General features: G+C 67.5%; 27 protein-coding genes. 9 read left to right on the top strand and 18 right to left on the bottom strand.

The genetic code is table 11. From position 1 onward, the window contains the following. Positions 1-3 precede the first annotated feature (3 nt). Together IPK85_08455 and IPK85_08450 are read right to left on the bottom strand one after the other, a co-directional pair. Positions 4-384 carry a copper resistance protein CopC gene (locus IPK85_08455; GenBank protein MBK8247412.1) on the bottom strand — a complete coding sequence of 127 codons (381 nt, stop codon included), beginning with the start codon at positions 382-384 and terminating at the stop codon, positions 4-6. 149 nt (positions 385-533) lie between these two features. After that, complete coding sequence (locus tag IPK85_08450) at positions 534-881, bottom strand: hypothetical protein (protein MBK8247411.1); 348 nt, start codon at positions 879-881, stop codon at positions 534-536. Between the two features lie 105 nt (positions 882-986). Here IPK85_08450 and IPK85_08445 point away from each other — a divergent pair, with 105 nt between their 5' ends. Beyond that, positions 987-1,355, top strand: coding sequence for a hypothetical protein (locus IPK85_08445; GenBank protein ID MBK8247410.1), 369 nt, complete (start codon positions 987-989; stop codon positions 1,353-1,355). Between the two features lie 36 nt (positions 1,356-1,391). Here IPK85_08445 and IPK85_08440 read toward each other — a convergent pair whose 3' ends face one another. Further along, positions 1,392-1,838, bottom strand: coding sequence for a Rieske (2Fe-2S) protein (locus tag IPK85_08440; protein ID MBK8247409.1), 447 nt, complete (start codon positions 1,836-1,838; stop codon positions 1,392-1,394). Between the two features lie 141 nt (positions 1,839-1,979). On the opposite strand from IPK85_08440, the gene IPK85_08435 reads away from it, so the two are divergent. Further along, positions 1,980-2,654, top strand: coding sequence for a hypothetical protein (locus tag IPK85_08435; GenBank protein ID MBK8247408.1), 675 nt, complete (start codon positions 1,980-1,982; stop codon positions 2,652-2,654). A 79-nt stretch (positions 2,655-2,733) separates the two neighbouring features. On the opposite strand, the gene IPK85_08430 is transcribed toward IPK85_08435, so the two are convergent. From IPK85_08430 to IPK85_08415, 4 genes are read right to left on the bottom strand one after another with little or no spacing between them, the layout of a single operon-like run. Next, positions 2,734-3,513 (bottom strand): glutaminyl-peptide cyclotransferase, encoded by a 780-nt coding sequence (locus IPK85_08430; protein ID MBK8247407.1) that lies wholly within the window; start codon positions 3,511-3,513, stop codon positions 2,734-2,736. A 5-nt stretch (positions 3,514-3,518) separates the two neighbouring features. Beyond that, a complete protein-coding gene (locus IPK85_08425; GenBank protein MBK8247406.1) occupies positions 3,519-3,971 on the bottom strand; it encodes a nuclear transport factor 2 family protein in 453 nt (150 codons plus the stop codon). A 28-nt stretch (positions 3,972-3,999) separates the two neighbouring features. Beyond that, positions 4,000-5,112, bottom strand: coding sequence for a galactose oxidase (locus tag IPK85_08420; protein MBK8247405.1), 1,113 nt, complete (start codon positions 5,110-5,112; stop codon positions 4,000-4,002). Between the two features lie 11 nt (positions 5,113-5,123). Then, positions 5,124-5,660, bottom strand: a complete 537-nt coding sequence (locus IPK85_08415; GenBank protein MBK8247404.1) for a GNAT family N-acetyltransferase — start codon at positions 5,658-5,660, stop codon at positions 5,124-5,126. Positions 5,661-5,707: 47 nt separating this feature from the next. Between IPK85_08415 and IPK85_08410 the strand changes: the two genes are divergently transcribed. After that, positions 5,708-8,176, top strand: a complete 2,469-nt coding sequence (locus IPK85_08410; protein ID MBK8247403.1) for an ABC transporter permease — start codon at positions 5,708-5,710, stop codon at positions 8,174-8,176. Between the two features lie 85 nt (positions 8,177-8,261). Here IPK85_08410 and IPK85_08405 read toward each other — a convergent pair whose 3' ends face one another. The 3 genes from IPK85_08405 to IPK85_08395 are packed head-to-tail and all read right to left on the bottom strand — an operon-like array spanning position 8,262 to position 10,764. Further along, positions 8,262-9,335, bottom strand: a complete 1,074-nt coding sequence (locus IPK85_08405) for an SDR family oxidoreductase (GenBank protein MBK8247402.1) — start codon at positions 9,333-9,335, stop codon at positions 8,262-8,264. Positions 9,336-9,373: 38 nt separating this feature from the next. Continuing rightward, positions 9,374-10,168: an endonuclease/exonuclease/phosphatase family protein gene (locus IPK85_08400; protein ID MBK8247401.1), complete on the bottom strand. Its 795-nt coding sequence runs from the start codon at positions 10,166-10,168 to the stop codon at positions 9,374-9,376. Beyond that, positions 10,162-10,764 (bottom strand): Uma2 family endonuclease, encoded by a 603-nt coding sequence (locus IPK85_08395; protein ID MBK8247400.1) that lies wholly within the window; start codon positions 10,762-10,764, stop codon positions 10,162-10,164. The genes IPK85_08400 and IPK85_08395 overlap by 7 nt, the downstream gene beginning before the upstream one ends. 218 nt (positions 10,765-10,982) lie before the next feature. Between IPK85_08395 and IPK85_08390 the strand changes: the two genes are divergently transcribed. Genes IPK85_08390 through IPK85_08380 form a run of 3 tightly spaced genes read left to right on the top strand, consistent with a single transcriptional unit; the run spans position 10,983 to position 13,311 of the window. Beyond that, a complete protein-coding gene (locus tag IPK85_08390; protein ID MBK8247399.1) occupies positions 10,983-11,678 on the top strand; it encodes an ABC transporter ATP-binding protein in 696 nt (231 codons plus the stop codon). After that, positions 11,678-12,937 (top strand): ABC transporter permease, encoded by a 1,260-nt coding sequence (locus IPK85_08385; protein ID MBK8247398.1) that lies wholly within the window; start codon positions 11,678-11,680, stop codon positions 12,935-12,937. Before IPK85_08390 ends, IPK85_08385 begins: the two co-directional genes overlap by 1 nt. A gap of 5 nt (positions 12,938-12,942) precedes the next feature. Next, entirely contained in the window at positions 12,943-13,311 is a 369-nt protein-coding gene (locus tag IPK85_08380) for a VOC family protein (protein MBK8247397.1), read from the top strand. Between the two features lie 26 nt (positions 13,312-13,337). Here the strand turns inward: IPK85_08380 and IPK85_08375 are convergent, their stop codons facing one another. Together IPK85_08375 and IPK85_08370 are read right to left on the bottom strand one after the other, a co-directional pair. After that, on the bottom strand, positions 13,338-14,384 hold the full coding sequence (locus tag IPK85_08375) for a M20/M25/M40 family metallo-hydrolase (protein ID MBK8247396.1): 1,047 nt from the start codon (positions 14,382-14,384) through the stop codon (positions 13,338-13,340). Positions 14,385-14,485: 101 nt separating this feature from the next. Further along, complete coding sequence (locus IPK85_08370) at positions 14,486-15,475, bottom strand: hypothetical protein (protein MBK8247395.1); 990 nt, start codon at positions 15,473-15,475, stop codon at positions 14,486-14,488. Positions 15,476-15,626: 151 nt separating this feature from the next. Here IPK85_08370 and IPK85_08365 point away from each other — a divergent pair, with 151 nt between their 5' ends. Further along, positions 15,627-15,947: a hypothetical protein gene (locus IPK85_08365; protein MBK8247394.1), complete on the top strand. Its 321-nt coding sequence runs from the start codon at positions 15,627-15,629 to the stop codon at positions 15,945-15,947. Next, positions 15,917-16,357, top strand: a complete 441-nt coding sequence (locus IPK85_08360; protein ID MBK8247393.1) for a type II toxin-antitoxin system VapC family toxin — start codon at positions 15,917-15,919, stop codon at positions 16,355-16,357. Before IPK85_08365 ends, IPK85_08360 begins: the two co-directional genes overlap by 31 nt. Positions 16,358-16,384: 27 nt before the next feature. On the opposite strand, the gene IPK85_08355 is transcribed toward IPK85_08360, so the two are convergent. From IPK85_08355 to IPK85_08340, 4 genes are all read right to left on the bottom strand, one after another. After that, on the bottom strand, positions 16,385-16,867 hold the full coding sequence (locus IPK85_08355; protein MBK8247392.1) for an isoprenylcysteine carboxylmethyltransferase family protein: 483 nt from the start codon (positions 16,865-16,867) through the stop codon (positions 16,385-16,387). Further along, complete coding sequence (locus IPK85_08350) at positions 16,864-17,235, bottom strand: hypothetical protein (protein ID MBK8247391.1); 372 nt, start codon at positions 17,233-17,235, stop codon at positions 16,864-16,866. Before IPK85_08350 ends, IPK85_08355 begins: the two co-directional genes overlap by 4 nt. A 260-nt stretch (positions 17,236-17,495) precedes the next feature. Next, entirely contained in the window at positions 17,496-18,908 is a 1,413-nt protein-coding gene (locus IPK85_08345; GenBank protein MBK8247390.1) for a M20/M25/M40 family metallo-hydrolase, read from the bottom strand. Between the two features lie 110 nt (positions 18,909-19,018). Then, entirely contained in the window at positions 19,019-20,461 is a 1,443-nt protein-coding gene (locus tag IPK85_08340; protein ID MBK8247389.1) for a beta-lactamase family protein, read from the bottom strand. A gap of 170 nt (positions 20,462-20,631) precedes the next feature. Here IPK85_08340 and tkt point away from each other — a divergent pair, with 170 nt between their 5' ends. Next, positions 20,632-22,641 (top strand): transketolase, encoded by a 2,010-nt coding sequence (gene tkt / locus IPK85_08335; protein ID MBK8247388.1) that lies wholly within the window; start codon positions 20,632-20,634, stop codon positions 22,639-22,641. Between the two features lie 41 nt (positions 22,642-22,682). Here the strand turns inward: tkt and IPK85_08330 are convergent, their stop codons facing one another. Next, positions 22,683-23,615, bottom strand: coding sequence for a hypothetical protein (locus tag IPK85_08330; protein MBK8247387.1), 933 nt, complete (start codon positions 23,613-23,615; stop codon positions 22,683-22,685). 201 nt (positions 23,616-23,816) lie between these two features. Beyond that, a complete protein-coding gene (locus tag IPK85_08325) occupies positions 23,817-25,073 on the bottom strand; it encodes a hypothetical protein (GenBank protein ID MBK8247386.1) in 1,257 nt (418 codons plus the stop codon). Positions 25,074-25,182: the final 109 nt, after the last annotated feature.

Genomic DNA, 25,182 nt, shown 5'->3' with positions numbered 1-25,182 from the left:
GCCTCACTTGACCGTAAAGCTGAAGTCTCCGGTGACGGGGTGCATGTCACTCGACGCCGTCTTCCACGACACCGTGTACTTGCCAGCGGCCAGCGGCTCCTCAATGGCCACGAGCACGGGCGCCTTCTCGTCGCCACTGTGGGCGGCCTTCCCCACCTTCACCGCAGCATCGCTCGACGACGTCAGCTTCACGCTCGTGATCGACATAGCGGGCTTGAGTGAGAACCAGAGCTGCAATTGGGTCGGTGCAGCGACCACGGCATCCTTCGCGGGCTCGCTCTTGGCGAGGCGAAGGTGCATCGCGGCGCGGGCGCTGGTGCCGACGGCGAGCACCGCGGTTCCAGCAATCAACAGCCGAACGAAGACGCGACGGGAAGACGACATGAGGGGGCCTCTCGTTGTTGGTATGAGTTTGCCGTTCCGCGGGGCGCGGGACGACGGTCGCCAGTCTCACGACCGCTGGGCGGTCGTGAGGGGAGAAAGCAGGATGACGCCAACGCCGCGTGCCGCAACGGCACGTCGGGCGTGAAGTGTCAGGCGCTCGCTGGCGGCCCCTGCGCCTCGGGCAGGTGCAGCTGGTCTACCGTCGGTGCGACCCCAATCGCCCGGTCTACCGCGACCGTCAACGCACGTGGCGCGGCGATCTCAAACACGAATGGCGCTTTCGCCAGCCCGACCCCTTCGGACGAGACGCAGGAGCCCAGGCAGTCGCAGTCGGTGGTCGGCTGCTGGTCCGACGAGTCATGCCCCCCGTGCGACCCGTGCTGCACCATGTCGCGATGCATCGGGCACGAGGGCAACACGAACGACTCCGCCCAGAACAGGGCGAAGAAGCTCAGCAGCAGTCGTGCGCCCCACAGGCGCCGTGTCGGGGAAGTCACCAAGGCTTGATAGTACGGCCGGTGGCTGGAGGCGTCAAATCCGCGGAACCCTTGAGCCGGTCGTTCCGTCCGTTACCGTTCACCGTACTGCTACCGCGATTCCCAATGCTCCGTTCCCGCCGCGCTATCCTCTCCGCGCTCCTCGTCGTCCCGGCCCTGCTCGCCGCTCGTCCCGCCACCCCGATCGCGGATCTCACTGGCAAGTGGGCCTTTGAGGTCGTCACCGAAAACGGGACAGGAAACCCGACGGTCACCTTCAAGCAGGAAGGCGAGAAGCTCACCGGCACCTACGAGTCGCAGCGGGGCGGCGCTCGCCCGCTGGAAGGCACGGTGAAGGGGGACAAGGTCGCCTTCACGGTGAAGAGTGGGGTCGACCTGAATTTTTCGGGAACGATCATCGGCGACACCATCACCGGCACCGCCGACTTCAGCGGTCAGGGATTGGCGACCTTCACCGCGAAGAAGACCACGTAGCCTCAGCACCAGCAGCCTCCCACCAGGCACCAGCGCTCAGGCCAAGTCCACCGCAATGGTCCCGCTGGCGGCGTCAAACGTGGTCGGAAACGCGCGCAACGCCGAAGCAGCCGGCCCCTTGGTCACCGCCCCCGAGGTGCTGAACTGCGAGCCGTGGCAGGGACAGGTGAGCCTGGAGCCGTCGAAGCTGCTCACCGTGCACGCCTGATGTGTGCACACCGAGGACAGGGCCTGGTACTGGGTCGCAGAGACGCGGACCACGAGCACGCTGCGTTGCGAGACCAGGACCATCCCGTTGGACTGGGACAGCGTCGGGTTCTGGGCAACGGTAAGAGTCATGGTGTTGCCACTGATCGTGACGCCACCAGCCGTCGGAGCCGTCGGTCCCCCTTCATCGGATGAGCACGCGGCGGCGACGCAAGCGAGCCCGGCCAGGCGGGTGAACTCGCGGCGGCTGAGCAGGGCGAGGGGCGTTTCTGTCATGGGTCGTGATCCGGAACGGGTCTCCCGGGATGACACGCGTCGGTCGCCCTACCCTCGTTGGCGAACTCGGCCACGGAACCCTCGCCTTCCTTCAGCCGTACCCCCGCGGGTAGGATTCACGACCATCCCACACACCTCCTCATGTCTTCACGTCGTCGGTTCCTCAGCTGGCTCGGTGGCTCCAGTGTCCTTGGCGCCGTCGGCGTCCCCTCGGTCGCGCACGCGTCGGCCCCCGACCACGACGCTCCGTTGGCCCAGGGGCAGTTCGACTTCAGCTGGACGGACCGCGTGACCGGGAAGTACAAGGCGGTCTTTGACTCGCCGGAGGCCAATGATGGTGCGGCCCTGTTCCGCGCGGTGGCCTGGTGCGACATGTACAAGGATGCCTACGGCACCGCCCGAACAGACATGTCGCCGGTCGTTGTCTTTCGGCATGCCGCGATGCCGATGATCATGAAGAACGAGTTCTGGGAGATGTACGAGGTCGGGAAGTCCCGGAAGTGGAAGGACGAACAGGGGAAGAAGTGGGCGATGAAGAACCCGTTGAGCACGGGCGGGGCCGAGCTGCCGGCGGCCCAGGCGAAGTACAAGATCGAGCCGTTCCTCGCGTCAGGCGGGATCGTCCTGGGCTGCAATTGGGCGTTCGCGCAAATGGCCAGCATGGTGCGCGAGAAAGACAAACTTAGCGCAGCGGAGGCGCGACAGAAGGCGCTTTCCCTCATGGTCCCGGGCGTCATCCTGCAGCCCAACGGGATCTTCGCCGCCCTGCGCGCGCAGGAGGCCGGCTGTCACTACGTGCTCGCGTCCGGCGCGTAGGCGTCACTGCGGCCCCACGTGATCTGCGGTACAGCGCCGTGGGCATCCCGCGGCGCTGCTCATTTTCGCCGTCTGCCGTCTAGCTCTTGAGCCGCACGACGTACAGCGACGGCCACAGCTTCCCGGTCACCAGTAACGTCCCCGGCTGCGGCCCCAGCGAAATCCCGTTGAACACCTCCGCCCCATACGGACGCTGCGCCTTCGGCCACAGCGAGGCAAAGTCGTAGAGCCGCACCACCTGCCCTGTCGCCGGGTCGATCTTCGCGATCCAGTCGCTCTCGTACACGTTGGCCAGGATCATCCCGTCGACCCATTCCATCTCGTTGATCTTCGGGAACGGGCTCCCCTCGTAGGTGACCTTCACGGCCTTCTGCTGCTGCAGCGTCTGCGGGTCCAGCCAGCGCAGTGAATCCGAGCCGTCGCTCATGATGATGGCCGAGCCGTCCGTCGCCAGCCCCCATCCCTCTCCCTTGTAGGTGAAGGAATCGAGCGGCGCAAAGGTGGCGGCGTCGTAGATGTAGCCCACCCCGCTCTCCCAGGTCAGCTGGTAGAGCTTGCCGTTGAGCTTGATCAGCCCTTCCCCGAATCGGTTGTCGGCGAGTCGACGGGACTGCAGCACCCGCCCCGTCGTGAGGTCGACGCGACGCAGCTCGGAGTGCGTGTACTGCCCCGTGCTCTCCAGCATCACGCTATCGTCCCACAACAGCCCCTGCGTGTAGGCCGCGGTGTCGTGCGGATATGTCGCCAGTACCTCGAACGGCGCATCGACCTCGGCGCCGCGGACCTTGTCGCATCCGTGCACCCCCATCACCGCGATAGCCAGGGCGCCTAACGTCATCAATCGCGTGGTGGTTGCCATCGTCATCATGTGCCGTTGGTGTAGTGGCCGTGGATGCAGAGCCAGCGGCCATTCTCCTTCACGAAAACCCGGGTCGACTTGCCGTGGCTGGAGACGCGTTTCCCCTCCACCACCCCCGCATCCGTCCAATAGTACGTGATCCAGGCGACGGTGCCACGCACCGTCACCTGCGCGTTGTGCATGTCCGTATGTACCCCCTTGGCCCGCTGGAGATACGCGGCCATCCCCCGCACCTCCTTCTCCTTCCCCTCGGCGAGGTAGGGGTCGTTCTCCCCGAACTGCGTGAAGTCGGGATGAACGAACGACGCATATCGCTCGACGTCTCCCGCCTCGATCGCCGCCCACATCTGGGTCAGCGTCGCCTTGACCTCGTCGGCGTCACCGCGCGTCCCCTGGGCGCTCGCGGGAAGCGACACAATCGCAAGGGCCAGCAGGGCACGGCGCAATGTTGGAGTCATGGAAGGCTGGGGAAGGCGTCGGGTGAAGCTATCGATCGCACCCGCCCACCGGCCAGCGCTCCACCTGGTCCGTCACGCGCTGCCCCGGCACCATCCCCCCCACGACAACGGCCGTATCCCCCTGGAGCGCGAGGGCACGATGGTCCATGGTCGCGTTCGACGCCGGCGCGAGCCGCCGCCAGATTCCGCGGCGCGTGTCCCATGCGAACGTGTCACGGCGCGGGTTCGCCGGGACCCCATCGTACCCTATCCCATTGTAGTTGTACGGGTTGTCCGTGCCACCGGCAAAAACGACCAGCGCCCCGCAGCCACCGGCCGCTGCGCGATACAACGCCGGACCAAGGTGATCAGGGAGCCGCCGCCATTTGATGCGCAACGGATGCGTCGGATCGATCTCGCCGGCCCACGATGATCGCTCCAACCCGTATCTCACCTTCCCGTCCTGGCGTCGCGCGCCATCCACATAGACCAGCGTGTTCCCCGAGATCCCGCCGGTATGGCCAAAGACTCCCGGCCCGGGAATCGGCGTGGCCTGCGCCCACCGCTTCGCGACCACGTCAAACACCTGGACCAGGGGCACGTTGTCGGTGTGGTGCCAGCCGGAAATCACGTAAACCAGCGAGTCCCGCCAGGTCGCGCTCACGGCATCATCCACCGCGACGGTCATCGGCGGCGCCGTTTCCCAACGACCTGCTGCAGCATTCCACACATTCACGACGTCGAGCGACCGTTCGTTGCCCGCCGAGTCCACCGTGTAGCCACCGAACAGGTACGCCTTGCCGCGCACCACCTGCGCCGTCGCCGCGAGCCGCCCCACCGCGCCCGGGACGTCCGGCAACCGACGCCAGGTGGGCATCCCCGGTGACCAGGCGAAGGCAGCGCGGGTGATGCCGGACCAGCGTTTCGTTGCGTCGATGCCAAGGAAGGAGAAGAGCCACGACCGCCCATCCACCGTGCCCTGCGCCACGGCGTTGTTGGCCACGGCCATGGGCAATGCCGGCTGTGCCATCGCACGCTGCGCCAGCGCGGCGATCACGCCCGCCACCAGCACCGCGCGCGACCCCAGGTGGCGCCGTGCCCCCAGTCCCTCGCGGTGACTCTCCGCGTGCAGGCGACATGCATACCGCTGTTTGCTCCTCACCGTGGCGTACATCAGGGGATCGCCCCATCCATCACGGCAACGAAGATCCGGTCGACCTGCCGGTCGCTTCCGAGCCAGAACACGGTCTCCGCCCGGTCGACGAACCCCTCCTTCGCGTAAAACGCCTTGGCGCGCTCGTTCCCGCTCCAGACGCTGAGCCATAACTCGCGACCACCCAACTCGCTCGCTGCCGCGCGCACATGCTGCATCAGGCGCTGGGCGAGGCCGAGTCCATGCCAGGGCCGATCGACATAGAACCGGTACAGCTCCACGGGGGCGTCCAAAATCAGGGGATCGCCAGGCGCACCGCGGCGCACCTGGGCAAAGGCGGCCAGCACGCCATCCTCTTCAGCGAGGAAGGTCAGCGTGCCCGCGTCGGCCAGCTCCGCGCCCTGCTGCGCCTCCCCATAGGCGCGCGCCAGGTGTGCGGCCATGTCCTCCGCCGTCGTCGTATGGCGAAAGGTCTCCTCGAACGTCCGCGAGGCGAGCGCCGCCAGGGCAGCCGCGTCAGCCGGCATGCCGCGTCGAATCCGGATGGAGGTGATCATCGACGCGAAGTTTACACGAGGCAGGGTCGAGCGGCATCATATGAAGGATGCGAGCTTTCGCCCAGTCCCTGCGTCGCCACCCGGCCTCTGCCCTCGCGGCCGTTGGCATGGCCGCGATTGGGATCGCGCTGCTCACCGTAGCGCTGTCCATCCGCGATGCGGCGCGGTGGCGCACGCTCCCCTTTCCAGCGGCTCGCGAGATGGTGGTGCTCACGTCCAGCCACACCAGTCCGCGTGAGGTGCGGACCCGCATCGGCTGGTCGTTTGCCCGGTTACAGTTGGTGCGCGAACGCGCCTCGACCGTCGACCTCGTCGCTCCCTGGCGCCCGGCGTCGGTGACCCTTTCAACCGGCGACGCGCCGCGGGTGATCGCTGGAGAGTTTGTCTCTCCCGAGTACTTCACCCTCACCGGCGTCACTCCCGTCGAGGGACGCGGGTTCAGCGCCGATGAAGACCGGCCGGCGGCCGCCGTCCCCGTGGTGATCATCGCGGCCCAGCTGCGCGACCGGCTAACTCAGGACGGCACGCCGATCACCATCGGGACGCCGCTGCGGCTCAATGGCCAGCTCGTCACCGTGATCGGCGTGATGCCCGACGGCTTTCGCGGTCTCACCGGCAGCGCTGACTTCTGGTTGCCAACACCGATGGCGCCGGTGCTCACCTATCCGGAGTACCTCACCACGAACCAGGATTTCATCACCCTGCTGGCTCGGCGGCGGCCCGAAATGGCGGACGACGCGATTCAGCGCGAGGTCGCGATGCTGGCCGCGGCCGCGTATCGCGCGGCGCCGTCCGACGACGTACCCGGAGACGTGACGGTGGGTGGGGAGGTACAGTCGTTAGGCGACGCGCGTCTTCGGCCCGAGGTGAGCCGCGCGTCTGCGTTGTTGGTCGGCGGTGCCGGCGTGCTGTTCCTCCTGACCCTCGCCAATCTCGCCGCGCTAGTCATGGGGCGTGCCCTCGCGCGGCGACGCGAGTCCGCCGTCGGGCTTGCCCTGGGTGCGACCCCGCACCGCCTGTGGCGGCAGTTCGCCACGGATGGCGCAGCGCTCGTTGCCGGTGGAGCGGTGATCGCCCTGCTGGCCATTACCGGATGGCTACGCGCGACCGGGCCGCTCGATCCCCTCGCGGGTCTCGGGCGCGGCTTCTTGAGCACCTGGAGCGCCGTCAACTTCGACCTCCGGCTGGTGGGATGGTGGATCGTCGTGTCCGCGGTGGCCATCGTGGTTGTCGCCGCGATCCCAGCCACGTGGGCCACGCGACGTGTGACCCTTGGCGACCTGCGTGCCGGATCGCATGCGGCCGCGGCCACCGGCGTCTCGTTGCGGCGACCCGGCATTGGGGCGGCCCTCCTCGGCGTCGAGGCGCTGCTCGCGGTCGTCCTGGTCGGTGCGGCCGCACAACTACTCGACAGCTATCGCCGGGTGCAGTCGGCAACGATCGGTGTTGAGGTGGAGCGGGTCCTGACCTTCGAGCTGCAGCCGGCAGAGCGCGACGTGCCGGCCGATGCGGCGCCGGCGTTCATCAGCCGGGTGCTGGACGAGTTGCGAACGGTCCCCGGCGTCGTATCGGCGAGCGTGGATGGCGGTGCGCCCCTCGCCGGGAGTGCGAGCACCGGGTTGCAGGTCGTGGGACGCACCGGGTCCGGCGAGCGTGCGCCGCCCACGGTGTTGCGGCATTATGTGGGCGAGGAGCACTTCGCCACGTTAGGCATCCCGATCAAGGCCGGTCGCGGCTTTGACGCCACGGATCGTGAGGGGGCACCGCGTGTGGTCGTCATCAGCGAGACGGCCGCCCGACAGTTCTTTCCCGCTGGTGACGCCCTCGGCCAGCGCGTCTGGTTCACCGGCAGCACGATGACGTCGCCAGACAGCAGCGGCGAGATTGTGGGCATCGTCGGCGACGTGCGGTACGATCCGCCGCTGGGCGAGCGGACCACCGCCAGTTTCTACACCCCCTACCGGCAATTCACCTATGGGTGGCGGGTGTACTTCGTTAAGGTGACGGGCGATCCGCGCGCCATGGAACGGGCACTCGCTGCGGCAGTGGGCCGGGTGGCCCCGGGGCTGCCGCTGCGCAACGTGCGCCCGTTGGCCGAGGTGCTCCACACGGCCCGCGCCGCCCCACGTCGCGCCGCGTCCGGGACCACGATGCTGGCGGTCCTTGGCCTCCTGCTCGCCGCGTGCGGCACCTGGGCGGTCGTCTCGCATGCCACGACCCAGCGCACGCGCGACATCGCGATTCGCATCGCGCACGGCGCGACGACCGCTGGCGTGCTGCGGCTCGTGTTGCGCGACGGGCTCGCCTGGCCGTTGGCCGGGCTCGCGGCCGGCGTCGCGCTCTCCATGGCCGGCTCCGGGGCGCTGCGTGCGCTCCTCTACGGTGTCGCCCCCGGCGCCCCGCTGACCGTGGTGGCCGGTGCCGCCGTGTTCGCCCTCGCGGCCCTGGTCGCGTGCCTGCTCCCCGCGTATCGGGCGACGCGCGTCAACCCGATCGACGCCCTACGCGCGGATTGACGCGCACGCGCCGCGTTGGCAGGACGTGACAGCTCAATACACCGAAGTCTTCGCGTCCGGTCGGTGGTGCCCACCCTGGGAGCAGCTAGCCGCGCGCTTTCCACTCCCGCACGATCCGCGCGTCTCGCTCGAGGTCGATCTTGAGCCCCTCGATCTCGGCAGCGGGTGCTCCCTCGTACCAGGCCAGGGTGTCCGCGGCGGTCTCGCGGAGCGGCCGGAAAGTGAGCCCCTTGGCGATGGCGCGCGCCGCGCTGATGCGCATGATGCCGTGCGCGGCCGGCGGGACCACCATCGGGAAGTTCACTTTCTGTTGCTGAAGGAACGGCAGGTCCACCCACGTGAACGTCGCCGCGGACTTCACGCCGACCCGTACCTCCTCGAGGTAGCTCGCCAGGGTCGTCGTCGAGGCCGAAGGCCCGGCCACGTTGTAGATCCCGGCATGTCCCTGTTCCGCGCAGCGCAACGCGAAGTCCGCTAGGTCCCGCACATCGATGTGCTGCACGGGTGCATCCGGCACGCCCGGCGCGATCACTTCCCCTCCCTTGTCGATCCGGACCGGCCAGTAGGTGAAGCGATGTGTCGGGTCCCCCGGACCCGCGACGATATGCAGGCGCAGGATCGTCCCCTTGTCCCGATAGGTTTCCTGCACCGCCTGCTCGCACAGCACCTTCAGCTCCCCGTAGTACTTGTTGACGTCCTCGCTCGCGGGCTCTGGGGCCTTGAGCAGCGCGGAGTCTTCGTCATATCGCTCTGCCCCGACGGGGTAGACGGAGCCGGTCGAGATGAAGATGTAGCGACCGACGTTCGGCGCGAGCAACTTCGCGGAGTCGCGCACATGGCGCGGCACGTAGCCACTGTTGTCGATCACCACATCCCACGAGCGGCCCTTGAGCGCGTCGATCTTCCCGTCCCGATCGCCGGTCAATGTCTCCACATTGGGAAAGAGGTCGGCGTTGCTGCGACCGCGGTTGAACAGGGTGACCTGGTGGCCCCCGGCGATAGCCCGACGCACCATATGCGGCCCGATGAAGCCGGTTCCGCCCAGGATCAGGACCTTGAGTGGTGCACGCCCGCTGTTGACGTGTGCACGGGGGAGGCCCAGGTAACCGGCGGCAAGGAGGCCGGCGGACTGTTCAAGAAACGCACGACGATTGGTCATGCGGGCAGTATGAGCCGTGTTACGACCCGCCGCCAGCGTCAGCGCCGCAACCGGACCTCGGCCAATACCGGTCGGTGATCCGAAGCAACCCGTTCGTCGATCGCTCGCGCGGACCCGCCCTCCCACCGTCCCGACGGCGAGACGAACACGAAATCGATCTCCTTCACCGGCTCCGCCGACGAGAAGGTGAAGCGCGCCTCCGGGAGCTTGGGCACCTCGCGCGCACGTGCGGTGAACAGCCCGAGCGTGCGCGAACCGGGCTCATCGTTGAAGTCGCCCAGCAGCACGTACGGGTGTCGGAGTGAATCGAGCCTCGCCGCAAGGCGTGACGCCTGCGGAAAGCGAAAGCTGTCGCTCGACACCCAGTCGAAGTGCACCGTCACGATGGAGACGGTGTCCCGCGACGGAAGCTCGGCGTCGACAACCAATGCGACACGCGGTTCGTTCCCCACCGGCAGAATGACGACGCGGGACTCGATGATCGGGTGCCGCGAAAGGATCGCGAGCCCGTACCGCCCGCCCTGGTAGTCCATGAAGGACCCAAAGCGATACTGCATCCCGAGCTGCGCCCCCAGGGCAGCGGCTTCGTCCACGCCGCCGCTGCGACGGACGCGATCATCCACTTCCTGCAGTCCCACGAAGTCGGGTCGAAGTGCGGCGAGCACACGCCCGGTTCGCCTCAGGTTCACGCTGTCGTCCATGCCACGCCCGTGGCGAATGTTGTACGAGACGATCCGCAGCCCCGTTGAGGCCGCCCCACGTCCCGGTGCGAGCCCCCAACACGCGGCCAGCAGCCAGGTCGTACCCAGGAGGCCCAGCCGGCGGCCTACCACCCGCTGTCCTCGGGGAACGGCTCATGGACCTCGTCGAAGTACGCCGGCAGGTCGATCGTCAGCGTCGGGGCGTGGCTCGCCGGGTGCCAGTCGATCGACGCATCGTGAATGGCCGGACGATCGCAATCCGGCGTCCATCGCTCGATGAGGCGCGCTTGGGGGTCAACCACCCAGTACTGCGGCACGCCCTGCGCGAGGTACATGCGTCGCTTCGTGACGCGATCGTATCGTGCGGTCGACGGCGACAACACCTCAACGACGAGCATGAGTTGTGGGACGCGATCCCAGTCGTATGCGACCTTGCCGCCCATTTCACGCGGTACGACGTACACGTCCGGCTGTACCATCCGGCGCGGGGAATACTCCACATCCGATGGCGAAAGCATGACCACACCCAACCGATGGTCCCGCGCGAAGGCCTCGAGGATGCGGCCAAGGAGGAAGACCGAGCGTTGGTGACGCCCGCGCGGCGAGGGGCTCACCAGCAGCTCCCCGTCGATGACTTCGTAGCGATTCCCGTCTTCCGGAAGCTGGCGGACCAGGTCCGCCGTCCACTCCCCCGGTCGAACGCCAGGCACCAGGACAGGCATGGCCATATGCTACCTCCCTCGCTCAACGCTCGGCAACCGAACATCTGCCGAGTGTAGGGAGGCGAGGATCGTGGCCCGGTACCGTGCCATTGCCAACCGGGTCATCCTGTCCCCAGTCGCCCAGTCACGCGACCGCTTCCTCACGGTGCCATCGATATCTCACATGCTTGCCGAAGACGCCCGCACCGAGTCATGATCCCGACTCCACGCCTTCCCCGGAATTCATGACGGTCCTCGACGTTCGCGACCTCGAGAAGAGTTTTGTCTCGCCCGAGGGTGAGCGAAGCATGATCATCGATGTCCCCGCCTTCTCGGTGCAACCCGGCGAGCAGGTCGGGCTGCGCGGGCCCTCCGGCTCCGGCAAGACCACCTTCCTGAACCTCATCGCCGGCATCCTCCAGGCGGACAAGGGCCACATCCACGTGGACGGCCGGGAGATGACGGCCCTGTCGGAACCCCGTCGCGACGCCCTCCGCGCCGAGTGCATGGGCTACGTCTTCCAGACCTTCAACCTGCTGCACGGGTATACCGCCCTCGAGAATGTCGAACTCGGCATGATGTTCGGGCGTGGGATCGACGCGAAGTATGCCCGCGAGTTGCTCGATCGCGTGGGGCTTGGCCACCGGGTCACCTATCGCCCACGCCAACTTTCCGTGGGACAGCAGCAGCGCGTCGCGGTCGCCCGCGCCCTGGCCAACAAGCCAAAGCTTGTCCTCGCGGATGAGCCCACCGGCAACCTCGATCGTCGCCACGCCATGGAGGCGCTCGAGCTCATGCGTGCGGTCTGTCGCGAACACGGCGCGGCCCTCCTGCTCGTCAGCCACGATCCGCAGATCCTCGAGCAGTTCGAGCGCTGTGACGACCTCTCCCAACTCAATCGTGCCGCCCGCGACGTCGCGGCCGCGGGGGGGACTCGCTGATGCGACGCGGAATCCTGCGCATCGTGCTGCGTTCCATGCGGCAGCACGCGCTCTCCACGGCCGTGACCCTGCTCTCGGTCGGACTCGCCAGCGGCCTGGTCATGGCCGTTTTCTCGATCAAGGAGCAGACCTACCAGGCGTTCACGGGAGGTCCGATCGGCTTTGACGCCGTGCTCGGTGCCCGCGGCAGCCAGCTGCAGCTCGTGCTCAACACCGTGTTCCACCTGGAGACGTCGCCCGGCAACATTCCGTACTCGATGTACACGGCGATTAGTGCGGACCCGGGGGTGGAGTTGGCGATCCCGTACGCCGTGGGGGACAACTACGAGGGGTACCGCGTGGTGGGAACCATCCCCGACCTCTTTACGCGCTTCGAGTACACCGCCGGCCGCAAGCTCGCGCTGGCACCCGGGGGACGGGTCTTCACGATGGAGGAGCGCGGGGCCGTGGTCGGCAGTTTTGTAGCGCAGCGGACGGGGCTCAAGATCGGCGACACCTTCGAGCCTTACCACGGTCTCTCCGGCGATTCCACCAAGGCGCACGAGGATGAGTACACGGTCGTCGGCATCCTCGAGCCGTCCAACTCACCGTCCGACCGTGTGGTGTGGATTCCTCTCGAGGGATTGTATCGGATGAGTGGGCATGTGCTGCGCGGCACGGGCCGGTCCTACACTCCGGTTGCCGATTCCACCATCCCGCCAGAGCATCTGGAGGTGAGCGCGGTGATGCTCAAGCTCAAGGACCCCACGGCGGGGATCTACCTCGACCAGGCGATCAATCGGACCGGCAAGTCGGCCACGCTCGCCTGGCCCATCGGGCGCGTGATGGCCGACCTGTTCGGCAAGATCGGCTGGATGAACAACGTCCTCGCGATGGTGGCCTACCTGGTGGTCGTCGTGGCCGCGGGCTCGATCCTCGCTTCGATCTACAACACGATGAATGAGCGGCGACGGGAATTCGCCATCCTGCGATCGTTAGGTGCACGGCGTTCGACCGTCTTTTCGGCCATCGTGCTCGAGTCGGCAACCATCACGGCGTTCGGCACGCTCGTCGGTTTTCTCGTGTACGGCGCGATCATCGGCGCGGCGGCGGTCATCGTGCGGGCCCAGACCGGCGTCGTGCTGGATGCCTTTCGCTTCGACTGGGCGCTCGTGCTCACCCCGATCGGCATGGTGATCGTGGGCGCGCTCGCCGGCCTCGTCCCGGCCTTCAAGGCGTACCGCACGGACGTGGCCTCCAACCTCACCCCACTCTCCTGATGACCATGGAGCTGGTTCGCCCGTTTGTCCCGACGCGGGACTTCGATCGGTCCCGGGACTTCTATGTGGCGCTGGGATTCCGGCTGCTTCTGGATAGCGAGGTCGCCATCTTCGCGGCGGGCTCTGGAGGATTCATCCTCCAGCGGCACTATGAGCAGGGATGGGCCGAGAACTTCATGATGCAGTTCATGGTCGATGACCTGGACGCGTGGTGGGCGCACATCGCGTCGCTGGACCTGCCGGGCCGGTTTGGGGTTGCTGCGCCCAAGGCACCGGCCATGCAGCCATGGGGCCTACGGATTGCTTATGTCGTAGACCCCTGCGGCGTGCTGTGGCACATTGCCCAGCGGCGCGCGGGCGTCGCGCATGACTAGGCCGACGACACGCAACGCCCGAGCTGTTACTGCGGCCGCCCTCCCGGATGCCACTGCGGCGCGGGACCGTCTGCCAACCGTTGCACCGCGGCGACCGCCGCACGAATCACTGCCGCCATGTGCCCGGCATCCACCCCCCGCATGTCGTCACTAGGCTTGTGGTAGTCCGTGTGCAGGTTGAACGAACTCAACGTGTGGGCCGGGATTCCCAGCCTGGCAAACGCAATGTTGTCACTGCGCGTGAAGAAGTTTTGCTGTGGCCGCGCGTCAGGAACGATTGGGATGCCGCTGGCCTTCAGCATATCGCCCATGGTCGAGCGCTCGAACCCCGTCAGCCACGCCTTCCCCCATCCCCCTGCGAGCGAATCCGGGCGGCCGATCATCTCGATCTCGAGGTTCGCGACGGTCCGAGCGAGCGGGACCACGGGTGACTGGATGTACCAGCGTGTCCCCAACAGCCCCACCTCCTCCCCCGTCGTGGCGAGGAAGACGAGGGTGCGCTTCGGACGCGGACCGCTTGCCATCGCCCGCGCGATCTCCAGCACGGCAACCGTCCCCGACCCGTCGTCATCTGCCCCGTTGTAGATGGAGTCGCCACCCTGCGGCGACGACCGGATGCCGAGATGGTCGTAGTGTGCGTCCACGAGCACGGCCTCGTCGCGCAACTGCGCGTCGCTGCCGCGGATGATGCCCACCACGTTGAACCCGGGGCGCCGCCGATCGACCGGCACGGTGTCGAGCGCAGCGAGGCTGGGGAGGAGCGCCACGCGCATCGCGCCTTGAGGTCCCCGCGGCATCATGGCCAGTGGCACGCGCTGCAGGTACCCGCTGTCCCCCGCCGCCTCGAGCCCGACGGCTGCCATTCGCGAGGCAATCCACCGGGCGGCGCGGCCCCCGCCCGCCGTCCCGGTCCCACGTCCTTCCATGGAATCCGCCGACAGCGCGCTCAGCAAGGCGAACACCCCGCTCGAATCCACGGCGGCCGAACGCGTGGGAAAGCCGGTCGGTGTCGCCCGGGTACAGGCGGCGACCAGGAGCATCAACAGGGCGGCAAGACGACGGGAATGATGCATAGCCTCAGCGTGGTGAATGCGACCGAAAGGTAGCATTCGCCGCGCGGGAACGTGCAGCCCCGATCAGCCAGGCGTAAGCGAGCCGGCTCGTTAGGCTCCCCCTAACACCCCGGGTCCCACATCACCGCCTCCTGGGTCGCGCCCCAGGCAATGAAGCCCACCACCAGGCCGCAGGTGTTGACCGCGCGCCCCGACGCCTGGAACGCCGTGCTCCCCGATGGAAACGGGAGGATGCTGAAGTTCCCGTTGCGGTCTCCGACCCAGGCGTCCATGCGGTTCGTGGTCAGGTTCCAGTCCTCCCCGGTGGCGACACCCCGGCCATTCGTGTCCCATGCGGTGCTCAGGCCAACGGTGGGGAAGAGGCCGGTGAGGTCCGGCGATCCAAAGGCCGCCTGCCCCGATGGCGTAATCCCTACCGTTCCGTAGCCGGCGTCGACACCCCAGGCGCGAATCCCATTGAGGCTCGCGAAGACCCACGTGGTCCCGTTCCAGCGCCAGGTGGCGCCCCGGCCATCCACCTCGCCCACGATGATGCGGTCGTTATTGATGTCGTTCGCGAACCCTTGTGTCGTGCCCGGGGGCACCGGGAGGAAGACAGCGGTGCCGTTGCGAACGTCCCAGTACATGGGACGAGGGAATCCCTTGCGGTCGTAGCGGCCCACCGCCTCAAGTCGATCGTTGATGGCGTGTACGCCTCCGGGTCGCGGCAGCTCGCTGGCGGGCGCGGTGGGCGTGGTCCAAACCGCAGGATAGGAAACTCCGTTTCGGAGCACCGCGCCGCTCACCACGCCGTGCGTGGTGATGTCTGTGGCGGTGGCCCAGGCCGCGCCGTTGAGAGGCAGGAGGTACACGGTCCCGTTCGACTCGCGCAGGAAGGCGCTGCCACCAACGTGCCCAGCGACCTGGTTCAGGTCATTGACCGCAGTGGCCACCGATTGCTGCCCCGGGAACAACGAGGAGACGCTGTATGCCCACGGAGGGTACACCTTGGCAGATGGTGTATCCGGGGCGAGCGGCCGTCGCGGTCCCATCAATGCATCGCCTGTGCAGCCGATCATCACACCCACCAATCCCATCACCACGCGTCGCATTCCGTTGACTCCGCCAGAGGTTCTGGCGCAGGAACGGACGCGTGGTGGTCAGATTCTCACCACGGGGACGCCGACGTCCCGGGAGAGACAAGCGCGTCCCGGCCGCGCGCGACGCTTGACTTGAATTCCCTGTCCGTCATACTGTAATGTCATGACACGATTTCATGACAGGCCACGGCCGAGAGGACGCGTCGGCGAGCCAGCGCAGGTATACCTGACCGAGGCTGATCAGGCGCGACTCGAACGGTTGACCGCTCGGCTCGGGGCATCCAAGTCTGACGTGCTCCGCCAGGGGCTCGAGGCACTGGAGCTGCAGCATCTGGACCCGTCGGCGCACCCGACGCTTCGTGTGATCGGACTCGTCGACGACGTCGCGACGAGTGACGCCAGCGACGTCGCGCGTGAGCACGATCGAGTGCTTGCGGAGTCCGAGGAGCAGTCGTGGCAGGCGCAGCCCGACGGGGACAGGTGATGAGTGAGGTGTTTGTCGACACCAGCGCGTGGTATCCCCTCGTCGTACGGTCCCACCCGGATCACGCGCGTTTGAGTGCCGCCCTGCGAACCAGGATCGAACGCCGCGAACGCATCGTGACGTCAAACCTGGTCGTGGCCGAGTCGCACGCGCTCATCATGAGACGCGCGGGAATCGGAGTAGGATTGCGCTTCCTGCAGTTGGTGCGCGCATCGCCGAACGTGGTCGTGACGAGCACGGAGTCCCTGGAAGACGCCGCAGTCACCAACTGGATCACACGATTCTCGGATAAGCCGTTTTCGCTGGTTGATGCCGTGAGCTTCGCCATCATGGCCGAACGCGGCACCCGCTCAGCACTGACGCTGGACCGGCACTTCGCGGCGGCTGGCTACGAGATGGTGACCGGCTAACGGGGCATCGCGTTCGCCAGTGGGACGTCAGGCCGGGCCCAGCCAGCGCCGCACGCGCCGTGTATACCCGACATACGCGTCGCCAAACTTGCGCGTGAGGTACTCCTCTTCCGGCTTGATCACGCCGTAGCGCACCACAACCAGCACCGGCACCAGCGCCGCCAGCGCCCACGCCGAATCCCCAAGCGCCGCGACCCCCGCGTGCATCAACGCCTGTGCGACATACAGCGGATTGCGGGTGAAGCGATACGGCCCGGTATCGACGATCGCCTTGGTGGGTTTCCACGGGAACGGGCTCGTCCCCGAGCGCTTCATGGTCAGGTCACCCCACGCGCCGAGCAACCCGCCAGCCGCGATCCCCACGACCCCAAGCACACTCAGCATCCGCCGATCGCCCAGCGACGTCGGGAACCACGATTCAATGATGAATCCCACCACGATCCCGCCAAGGTAGATCAGCGGTGGCAGCAGGATGATGTCCGCGCGATCGCGCTCGGTGGGCGCGCTCATCTCAGGACGCGGAACCCCTGTCGCACGCGGGCGAGGTCAACGGCGAGGGAGTCAAAGGTCCGAGAGTCCGCCGAGCCCTCGGCGAACGGATTCGACTGCGGGAATCCCGCCACAAACACCTGTCCGTCTGCACTGGTGAGCGAGTCACCCTGGGGCGGACCAGCCTCGGCAGCTAAACGCGCCCACGCCGCGCTGTCGTAGACGACGATACCGAGGAGGACCTGCGGCCTCACCGACGTGTCGCGCGGCGTATAGCGAAACACGCGCGAAGAGAGGTGCGCTCCCGGCTGCTGGTCCTCGGAGAAGGTCACCCGTTCGTCCCAGACCGGAGGAGCGTCATACGCCCACGCGATCGGGGCCGGCGGCACCGCGGGCGGCGGTGGCGGCGGCGCCTCCTTCGCGCAGGCAATACTCAGCAAGAGCGCGACAACACCAGGTCGGCGCGTGACACTCCCCCCCCCGCGTGCCCCCCGTGCTCCTCGTGCCGCCCGTGCCGCCCGTGCCGCTCGTGCCGCTCGTGCCGCTCGTGCCGCTCGTGCCGCTCGTGCCGCATCAGTGATCGCAGCCCACCCAACCAGATTCAAGCCCGTCGCGCTCCGCACGACCTCCACCACCGAATCGCGGTCCCTCACATCGTCCTCCCCGCCGCCGACGCCAGCTCGCGCACCATCTTGTCCCAGAAGGTCCGCGCCCGGTACACCGACGCCACCGGAACCCGTTCGTCGAGGCCATGCGATCGCTCGTCCTCCGGCTGCACCGCGATCGCCGCAATCCCAAACACGGGCACGCCGGCATTCCGCAGGTAGAGGCCGTCCGTCGCCCCATTCGACATCCCGGGAACCACGAGCGCCTTCGGCCAGTACTCCTCGGCCAACCGCTCCACCGTCGCCATCACCTCCGGCATGAGTGGGGACGCACCGCTCGGCGTCGGCGGATAGGTGAGCTTGATCGCGATCGTGCTGTCGGCCATCACCCGCGCGAGTGTCGTACGGACCGACTCGACCTCGGTCCCCGGCATCACCCGGCAGTTGATCGTCGCGGTCGCCGACTGCGGCAGCGCGTTCTCGGCGTGCCCGCCGCGCAACATCGTCGCGACACAGGTCGTATGCAGCCCGGCGCCAATGTGTGGGATGGCCAGGAGCCGCTCGATCGCGGGCCCCGATGTCTCCCCGCGCCCGGCCGCGCGCATGTCATCCGCCAGCTGCCCGCGCTCCACCTCGGCACCCTTCGCATACGACGCCTGGGAGACCGGGTTGTACTCCACCGGGAAGCGATGGGCCGCGAGCCGCGCGAGGCCGCTGGCCAACGCGTAGATCGCGTTGTCCGGCCGCGGCAGCGACGAGTGCCCGCCCTCGTTCGTGGCGGTCGCCTCGAACGCGATGTACGTCTTCTCCGCCGCCTGCAGGTCGAAGACGTGGCGTCCTGCTTCGGACTGGTAGACCCCACCCGCGTCGGTATTCAGCGCGTAGGCCGCTTCCTTGAGCCGCGGCACGTTCTTCAGCAACCAGACGATCCCGTTCTCGGCCGTTGTCTCCTCGTCGCAGGTCAGGACCAGGATGATGTCGCGCTGTGGCACGAACCGCTCGCGCTTCATCGTCACCATGTTGGCCACGATGACGCTGGCGCCGGCCTTGTTGTCCAGCACGCCGCGCCCCAGGAAGAACCCGTTCTCTTCCCGCAGCACGAACGGATCGTACTTCCAGTCCTTGCGCTCGGCGTTCACCACGTCGAGGTGGGCCATCAACAGGATGGGCTTGGTCGACCGGTCGCGGCCGCGGAGGGTCGCCACCACGTTGAGGCAGGCCGGCGACGGACCGATTACCTGCACGTCCGCGGCCGGGTACCCAGCCGCGAGGAGGCGCCGAGCCACGGCGCGCGAGGCCTGCGAGACCTTCCCCCCGACCGGGGAGGAGTTGATCTCGAGCATCTCCTTGAGGATGGCGCGATGCGCGCTGTCGGGGTGGGCGCGGCCCTGCCCTTCCGCCGAAGCAGCCAGCAAGGCGGACACGATCAGGGCGCGATTCATGAGGGCTGTTTTCATCCAGCCAAGATGCCAGCGCCTACCCCGATCTCGCGAGGGGGGACGCCCCACTCCGGGGACGTCCCATCAAGATCACGCTCGCAAAACGACCGCCGACCGGTCGACCAAGGCTACGGCGCGACGCGACGATAGAAGCCATCACCGATCAGGAGTCGGGTCACCCGTCCCCCTTCCTCAACGAACTGTACCACTTCCCCCACCGCGCCGCCCCCCGACCGCGCCATCATCCGGAATCGCCCGCCACCAAGCGGCTCCAGCTGCGTGGGCTCATCCACGTTGCCCGCGTTAGGCGAGATGAGCACCAGCTTGTTGTTGAGCAGCACGACCTGTTGGTCGCCCCAGGCGTCGCGGTACAACCCGGCGAAGCGCCCCCACGCGGGATCCCACGCCACCACCGCCGGCTTCACCGCCGCTGCCTTCGCCACGGCGAAACCGACGGTACTCATCAATTGCCGCGCTATCGCCGACGGGTCGGAGTCATTGGTGTTGGTCAGCACGATCACCGCCACCTTGTCGTCCAGCTGAATCATCGTCTGCGTCGTATTCCCCAGGTATCCGCCGCCGTGTCCCACGTAGGTGCGGTCCCGGAAGCGGCTGATCCCAAAGCCGATCCCCGTCCCTGACGTCCAGTTCTCCTCCACGGAGCGCACACGATGCATCTCGCGAAGTGAACCCGTGCTCAGGATCTGCTTCCCGCCCATCTTTCCCCTGCGGAATTGGGCGGAGGCGAACTTCGCCATGTCCTCGACATTCGAGGTGATCCCCGTCGCCGAGCCCATCCCGCGCGCATCAATGAAGGGAATGAGCGCCCGCGAGCCGTCGGGCATGCGACGACCGTATCCCACCGTCAGCCCGGGGACGTTCTTGTCCACGCTGGACTGCGTCATCCCGAGCGGGGAGTAGATGTGTTGTTGCACATAGTCGGCCCAGCGTTGGCCGCTGACCGCCTCGACGACCATCCCGGCGATGGTGTACGCGAGGTTCGAGTACTTCCATCGCGTCGCTGGAGGAAACGCCGCCTGGCGGTTGGCCATCAACTGCTTCACTTCCTCGGTGGTCGGGAAATCGTTGGTCGACCAGTGGTCGCCCGCTTCACGCGGGAGTCCCGAGGCATGCGTGAGGAGCTGCTCAATAGTCACCTCGCCATCGTCGCTCCCCGCCGGCTTGAGGGTGAACCATGGCAGGTGCTTGGAGACGGGATCATCGAGCCGCACCTTCCCCTGCTCGCGCAACTGCATGATCGCGGTCGCCGTGAAGAGCTTGCTGTGCGACGCCATACGGAACAGGGTGCTGGGCGTCATCGGTCGCTTTGACTGGACGTCGGCGTACCCAAAGCCCTTGGACCAGACCAGCTCCTGGTCGCTCACCACCCCGACGGCAATGCCGGGCAGCCCGCGGTAGGCGATCTGCCCCTCCATCCACGCAGAGAAGAGTCGCGCGGCGCCGAGGACCTCGGGGTCGTTGGCCACCGAGCCGGCGGACTGGGCGCCGAGCGACGTCGCCGCGAGGGTCAGGGCAAGGAGGAGCCTGGATGGAGAGGTGGCGCTCGGCATGGGCGTTTTCGAGGGATGGGGAGTCGCGGGTTACCCTCGCCCCAATCCGACCGGCCGTCAAGCCAAGTGCGCTCCACCGCGGGGGCACCGGAACCCGCCGGGCGCTTCGCACCCTTGGGGCGACGGGCTAGCTTTCGTTCCTCCCGCACGGCCCCCCACAGGAGTACCACGTGACCCCTCCCGCCGACGCGACCATCGGGTCGCTCGACGCGTTGTGCATCAATACAGTCCGCACCCTCGCGATCGACGCCGTCCAGGCCGCCGAGAGTGGACACCCCGGGGCCCCGATGGCCCTCGCCCCGCTCGCGTACCGCCTCTACACCAAACACCTCAAGCACAACCCGGCCGACCCGCACTGGCCGGATCGCGACCGGTTCGTCCTGTCCAACGGACACGCGTCGATGTTGCTGTACGCGACCCTTCATATGAGTGGGTACGCGCTGTCGCTCGACGAGATCAAGCGCTTTCGCCAATGGGGAAGCGCCACGCCGGGCCACCCGGAAGTCGGCCACACCGCAGGGATCGAGACCACGACGGGCCCGCTCGGCCAGGGCTTTGCCAACGCAGTCGGCATGGCCGCCGCCGAGGCGCACCTGGCGGCGACGTTCAATCGTGAGGGACACACGATCGTCGACCACCACACCTTCGTCGTGGTGGGCGACGGGTGCCTGATGGAGGGGATCTCGCACGAGGCGGCGTCCTTCGCCGGGCACTTCAAGCTCGCCAAGCTGATCGCCTTCTTCGACGACAACCGCATCTCCATCGACGGCAGCACCGACCTGACGTGCAGCGACGACGTGGCTCGCCGCTTTGAGGGCTACGGCTGGCAGGTGCTGCACATCGCCGACGTCAACGACCTCGACGCGATTGATCGCGCCGTCGCGTCGGCGAAGAGCGATCCGACGCGGCCGTCATTGATCGTCACGCGGACGCACATCGGCTTTGGGTCCCCCAACCGGCAGGACAGCGCCAAGGCGCACGGAGAACCGTTAGGCGCTGCCGAAGTGGCGTTGACGAAGCAGGCCTATGGATGGACGGCGGCGGAGCCGTTTACGGTGCCCGCCGAGGCGGCGGCGCATTGGCGCGGGTTGTGCGCCGGTGGCGCGACGGTGCAGGACGTCTGGCGCCGCGCCGTGATCGCCTACACGAAGGCACATCCCGCCGACGCGATGGAGTTTGGGCGCCGCATGCGGGGCGACCTGCCCGGCGGCTGGCAGCAGGCCATCCCGACCTTCACGGCGGAGAATGGCAACATCGCCAGCCGCAACGCCTCGGGTATCGTGCTCAACGCGCTGGCGGCGAAGGTGCCCGAGTTGATCGGTGGCTCGGCCGACCTGAGCGGGTCGAACCTCACCGTGATCAAGGACTCGCCCCGCTTTGCCGCGGCAACCCCGGCCGGGCGCAACATGCATTTTGGGGTGCGTGAGCATGCGATGGGCGCGCTCATGAACGGGATGACGCTGCACGGCGGCTGCATCGCCTACGGCGGCACCTTCCTCGTCTTTGCGGATTACATGCGCCCGGCCATCCGGCTCGCGGCGCTGATGAAGCAGCGGGTGATCTACGTCTTCACCCACGACTCGATCGGGCTCGGCGAGGACGGACCGACCCACCAGCCGATCGAGCATCTCACGTCGCTCCGCTGCATTCCCAATGTGATGGTGCTGCGCCCGGCGGACGCCAACGAGACGGCCGAATCGTGGCGCGTGGCGATTGCGCATCGGACGGGCCCGGTGGCCCTCGTGCTCACCCGCCAGAAGCTGCCGTTGATCGACCGGAGCAACCGTGGAGCTGCGAGCGAGGTGGCACGCGGGGGGTACGTCCTCGATGCCGGCAACGGTGCAGCTGCCGTCGTGTTGATGGCGAGCGGGTCCGAGGTAGGGATCGCGCTAGAGGCCCAGGGGGCTTTGGCCGCGAAGGGGGTGGCGGCGCGCGTGGTCAGTGTGCCGTCGCACGAGTTGTTCCTGCAGCAGGACGCCGCGTATCGCGCGAGTGTGTTGCCGGCCGGCGTGAAGCGCATCGCGATCGAGGCCGCGCACCCGATGTCGTGGGACCGCCTGATCGGGGACCAGGGGACGGTGATTGGGATCGAGACGTTCGGCGCGAGTGCTCCGTACCAGGTGTTGTACCGCGAGTACGGGCTCACGGTGGAGCGGGTGGTCGCGGCCGCGCTCACCTGAAGCTGAAGACGACGGGCAGCGGCCGTCCCACTGCCCGTCGTTTACGTCGAATTGGCGACGCGTGGCGCCAGTGACGGATTCGCCCTCACCCGTCGCAATGCCGCAAAAAGCCACCACGCGATGACCACGCCCATCGCACCGCGAACTATCGAGGTTGTCGCCGGCGGCGCGAGGTACGCTTCGGCAAGCACGGGGGCCGCGTACCAGTAGTAGATCCCCAGAGAACCAGCTCCCAGAAGCGGCATCGCCAGCGCCGCGCGCAGGGACAGCATCACCGTCAGCACCGCTACGATCCCGTAGCTGGCCGCTGCCAGGGACAGAACCCGCCAGTAGACCTCGCCTGCCGTGGACAGGTCGCCGTTGCTGGTCGTGAAGTACCCGAGGATGAACCCGGGGAACGCGGCGGCAAGAACACCAAAGCTGGTGCGCAGCCAACCCGTATCACGTCGCAGGGGCCCGATGGTCTGGGCCACTGTCTTGTTCCCCGCCAGGTCGATGCAACCGATGCTGATGCACAATGTGCAGTCACTGCACCGAGCCCCGGACATCGAAATTAGTGGCGCCTGTCCGTACAACTTCTCGACGGGAAGCACAGGGCAGAGCGAACCGCAGAAGCCGGCCCGCCGCGAGAACGCGACACCTGTCACCACGGCGAGCACGGCCACCACCGTGATGGTGAGCGCGAGCGCGATGCCGCCCTCGTTGAACAGAAATCGACGCGCCGGGACCATCGCGAAAAGGAGGACGATTCCCACCACCCACGCCCGCCGCAGCATCGTCGTGTCCATCGCTCGGCGCGCGGGCCGGTCGGGCAACAGATCGTTCAGCGTCGCGAGTGGACACACGTTGCGCCAGATGAGCGGATTCACGAGGAAGACTGCGGGCAGGAGCGGAATCACCATGTCCCACAGCACGTGTAACGTGGTCGTCGGTGCGGTGACCAGGGCGCCCAGAAGCACCAGAGTGAGGCTCACACCGATCCACTGGGCGGCGCGCCAGAGAGGGCGCTGTCGGACAACTGGGAGTGGCACCGCAGTCACGTCACATCGCTCCTCGGAAGGCGTGGCATCATCGCTCCGCGCGCCGTACGCGGCAGTAGGGCGGGCGATGACGCGATGGACGGGGATTCCCGGACAGCGAACGCTCGACCAACGGGACCCGCCGGTTGCGCGCGCTCAGACAGGCGCGCGGGTCACCGAATCACGGCCACGCACGAGCATTCGAACGTAGTTCGCCACTGTGAGGGTCGCCCCACAGCTCCAGAGCAGCGCCGCGACGCGAGCCGCGCCAGGCGCATGACGCGCTATCGCCGTCGCCGCACCGCACCAGCCCAGCGTCAGCAGGGCGGCGCTCGCGCCTTGCCAGTCCCGACGAAGCAGGCGGTCGGGCGAACCGAGCGCCGCGAACCCCGGCATCACCGGCGCAAGATTGTTGTAGCTCAAGTGCGTCAGGATCTTGGACATGACCCCGATGACGAGCGTCACGTGCCAGCCGATCACGAGCAGCACGAGGAGCACCGCCCACTGCGTGAAGTCGTTCAGCGCGCCCACGAGCAACCGTGTTCCTTCGACCGTCGCCAGCGCCTGCGCCACAAACGCTGCCACCACATGCCACAGCGCAGGGTCGAGCGCGCGATGCCGGCGCCTGAACCAGCGGACACCGAGTCCGACGGTGAGGCAGCCACCTGCGACGAGGGTCCCGCCCCCGAGACGCATCGCCGGCGTGTATCCCAAGAAAGCTCCGGTCACGACGGTGAGCAGTCCCACGACCGTCACTGCCAGCTGGGCGTGAAGCCAGCGCCTATCGTCGCCGGGACCGAGCAAGAAGGTGGGGAGCATGCGACTGGCAACGCCGATAGCACTCAACGTGCCAAACCCGAGGGCGCCAAGGAGCGCATGCGCGGCCAGGAGTGACACGCGATCGACCTGCCACCAGCCTACGGTGTCGCCGATCCGCGCAACGGCGACACCCATGGCGACGCCGAGCGCCGAGTGCGAGACGCTCAGGTAGAGGCCGACGAGCTTGCCGTGAATCGAGTGCCGCCGCGCACGCAGCGTGTTATACGAAACGGCGCTCACGGCCCCAAACACCAGCAGCCACCCAAGACCCTGCAACACCCCGCGCCACAGCCACAGCCCGGCCACCAGCAACACGACGCCGGCCTGGAGCAGCCAGAAGCCTGCCATCGCCACACGTACACTGCGCAGCGGCACACCCAGCGCCCCGGGAACGAACTGGTTCAGCGCCCCAAAGATCGCGGAAGCGACCACCCCGAGCATGACGACGTGAACAAGGGCGAGCACCGGAGGATCGAACACACGCCCCAGGGCAAGGCGCGGTGCCAACCACACCAGCATCCCTGCGGCCACCAACAGCCAGGACAGCGACGCGACGAAGTGCGCTGCAGGCACCCGGAACGGTGGCGATGCCACGGGACCGCCAACCTGCGGCAGCCGGGCGCGCTGCGAAGTACCGGAAATCAGCTGCGGCGAGGACACCGTAGAAGGCTAGACGGGCGTCGGCATCGATGGTACCCACCGC

This window comes from Gemmatimonadota bacterium (assembly GCA_016712265.1).
In the GTDB taxonomy this organism is placed as follows: domain Bacteria; phylum Gemmatimonadota; class Gemmatimonadetes; order Gemmatimonadales; family Gemmatimonadaceae; genus RBC101.
This window is presented reverse-complemented; position numbering and strand designations above follow the sequence as displayed.

Coding starts and splice junctions, on each gene's coding strand:
- IPK85_08365 (MBK8247394.1), top strand. CDS start 15,627: ATGACACGATTTCATGACAGGCCACGGCCGAGAGGACGCGTCGGCGAG.
- IPK85_08435 (MBK8247408.1), top strand. CDS start 1,980: ATGTCTTCACGTCGTCGGTTCCTCAGCTGGCTCGGTGGCTCCAGTGTC.
- IPK85_08430 (MBK8247407.1), bottom strand. CDS start 3,513: ATGGCAACCACCACGCGATTGATGACGTTAGGCGCCCTGGCTATCGCG.
- IPK85_08405 (MBK8247402.1), bottom strand. CDS start 9,335: ATGACCAATCGTCGTGCGTTTCTTGAACAGTCCGCCGGCCTCCTTGCC.
- IPK85_08340 (MBK8247389.1), bottom strand. CDS start 20,461: ATGCCGAGCGCCACCTCTCCATCCAGGCTCCTCCTTGCCCTGACCCTC.
- IPK85_08440 (MBK8247409.1), bottom strand. CDS start 1,838: ATGACAGAAACGCCCCTCGCCCTGCTCAGCCGCCGCGAGTTCACCCGC.
- IPK85_08410 (MBK8247403.1), top strand. CDS start 5,708: ATGCGAGCTTTCGCCCAGTCCCTGCGTCGCCACCCGGCCTCTGCCCTC.
- IPK85_08385 (MBK8247398.1), top strand. CDS start 11,678: ATGCGACGCGGAATCCTGCGCATCGTGCTGCGTTCCATGCGGCAGCAC.
- IPK85_08345 (MBK8247390.1), bottom strand. CDS start 18,908: ATGAAAACAGCCCTCATGAATCGCGCCCTGATCGTGTCCGCCTTGCTG.
- IPK85_08445 (MBK8247410.1), top strand. CDS start 987: ATGCTCCGTTCCCGCCGCGCTATCCTCTCCGCGCTCCTCGTCGTCCCG.
- IPK85_08370 (MBK8247395.1), bottom strand. CDS start 15,475: ATGCGACGCGTGGTGATGGGATTGGTGGGTGTGATGATCGGCTGCACA.
- IPK85_08395 (MBK8247400.1), bottom strand. CDS start 10,764: ATGGCCATGCCTGTCCTGGTGCCTGGCGTTCGACCGGGGGAGTGGACG.
- IPK85_08390 (MBK8247399.1), top strand. CDS start 10,983: ATGACGGTCCTCGACGTTCGCGACCTCGAGAAGAGTTTTGTCTCGCCC.
- IPK85_08355 (MBK8247392.1), bottom strand. CDS start 16,867: ATGAGCGCGCCCACCGAGCGCGATCGCGCGGACATCATCCTGCTGCCA.
- IPK85_08375 (MBK8247396.1), bottom strand. CDS start 14,384: ATGCATCATTCCCGTCGTCTTGCCGCCCTGTTGATGCTCCTGGTCGCC.
- IPK85_08415 (MBK8247404.1), bottom strand. CDS start 5,660: ATGATCACCTCCATCCGGATTCGACGCGGCATGCCGGCTGACGCGGCT.
- IPK85_08455 (MBK8247412.1), bottom strand. CDS start 384: ATGTCGTCTTCCCGTCGCGTCTTCGTTCGGCTGTTGATTGCTGGAACC.
- IPK85_08425 (MBK8247406.1), bottom strand. CDS start 3,971: ATGACTCCAACATTGCGCCGTGCCCTGCTGGCCCTTGCGATTGTGTCG.
- IPK85_08380 (MBK8247397.1), top strand. CDS start 12,943: ATGGAGCTGGTTCGCCCGTTTGTCCCGACGCGGGACTTCGATCGGTCC.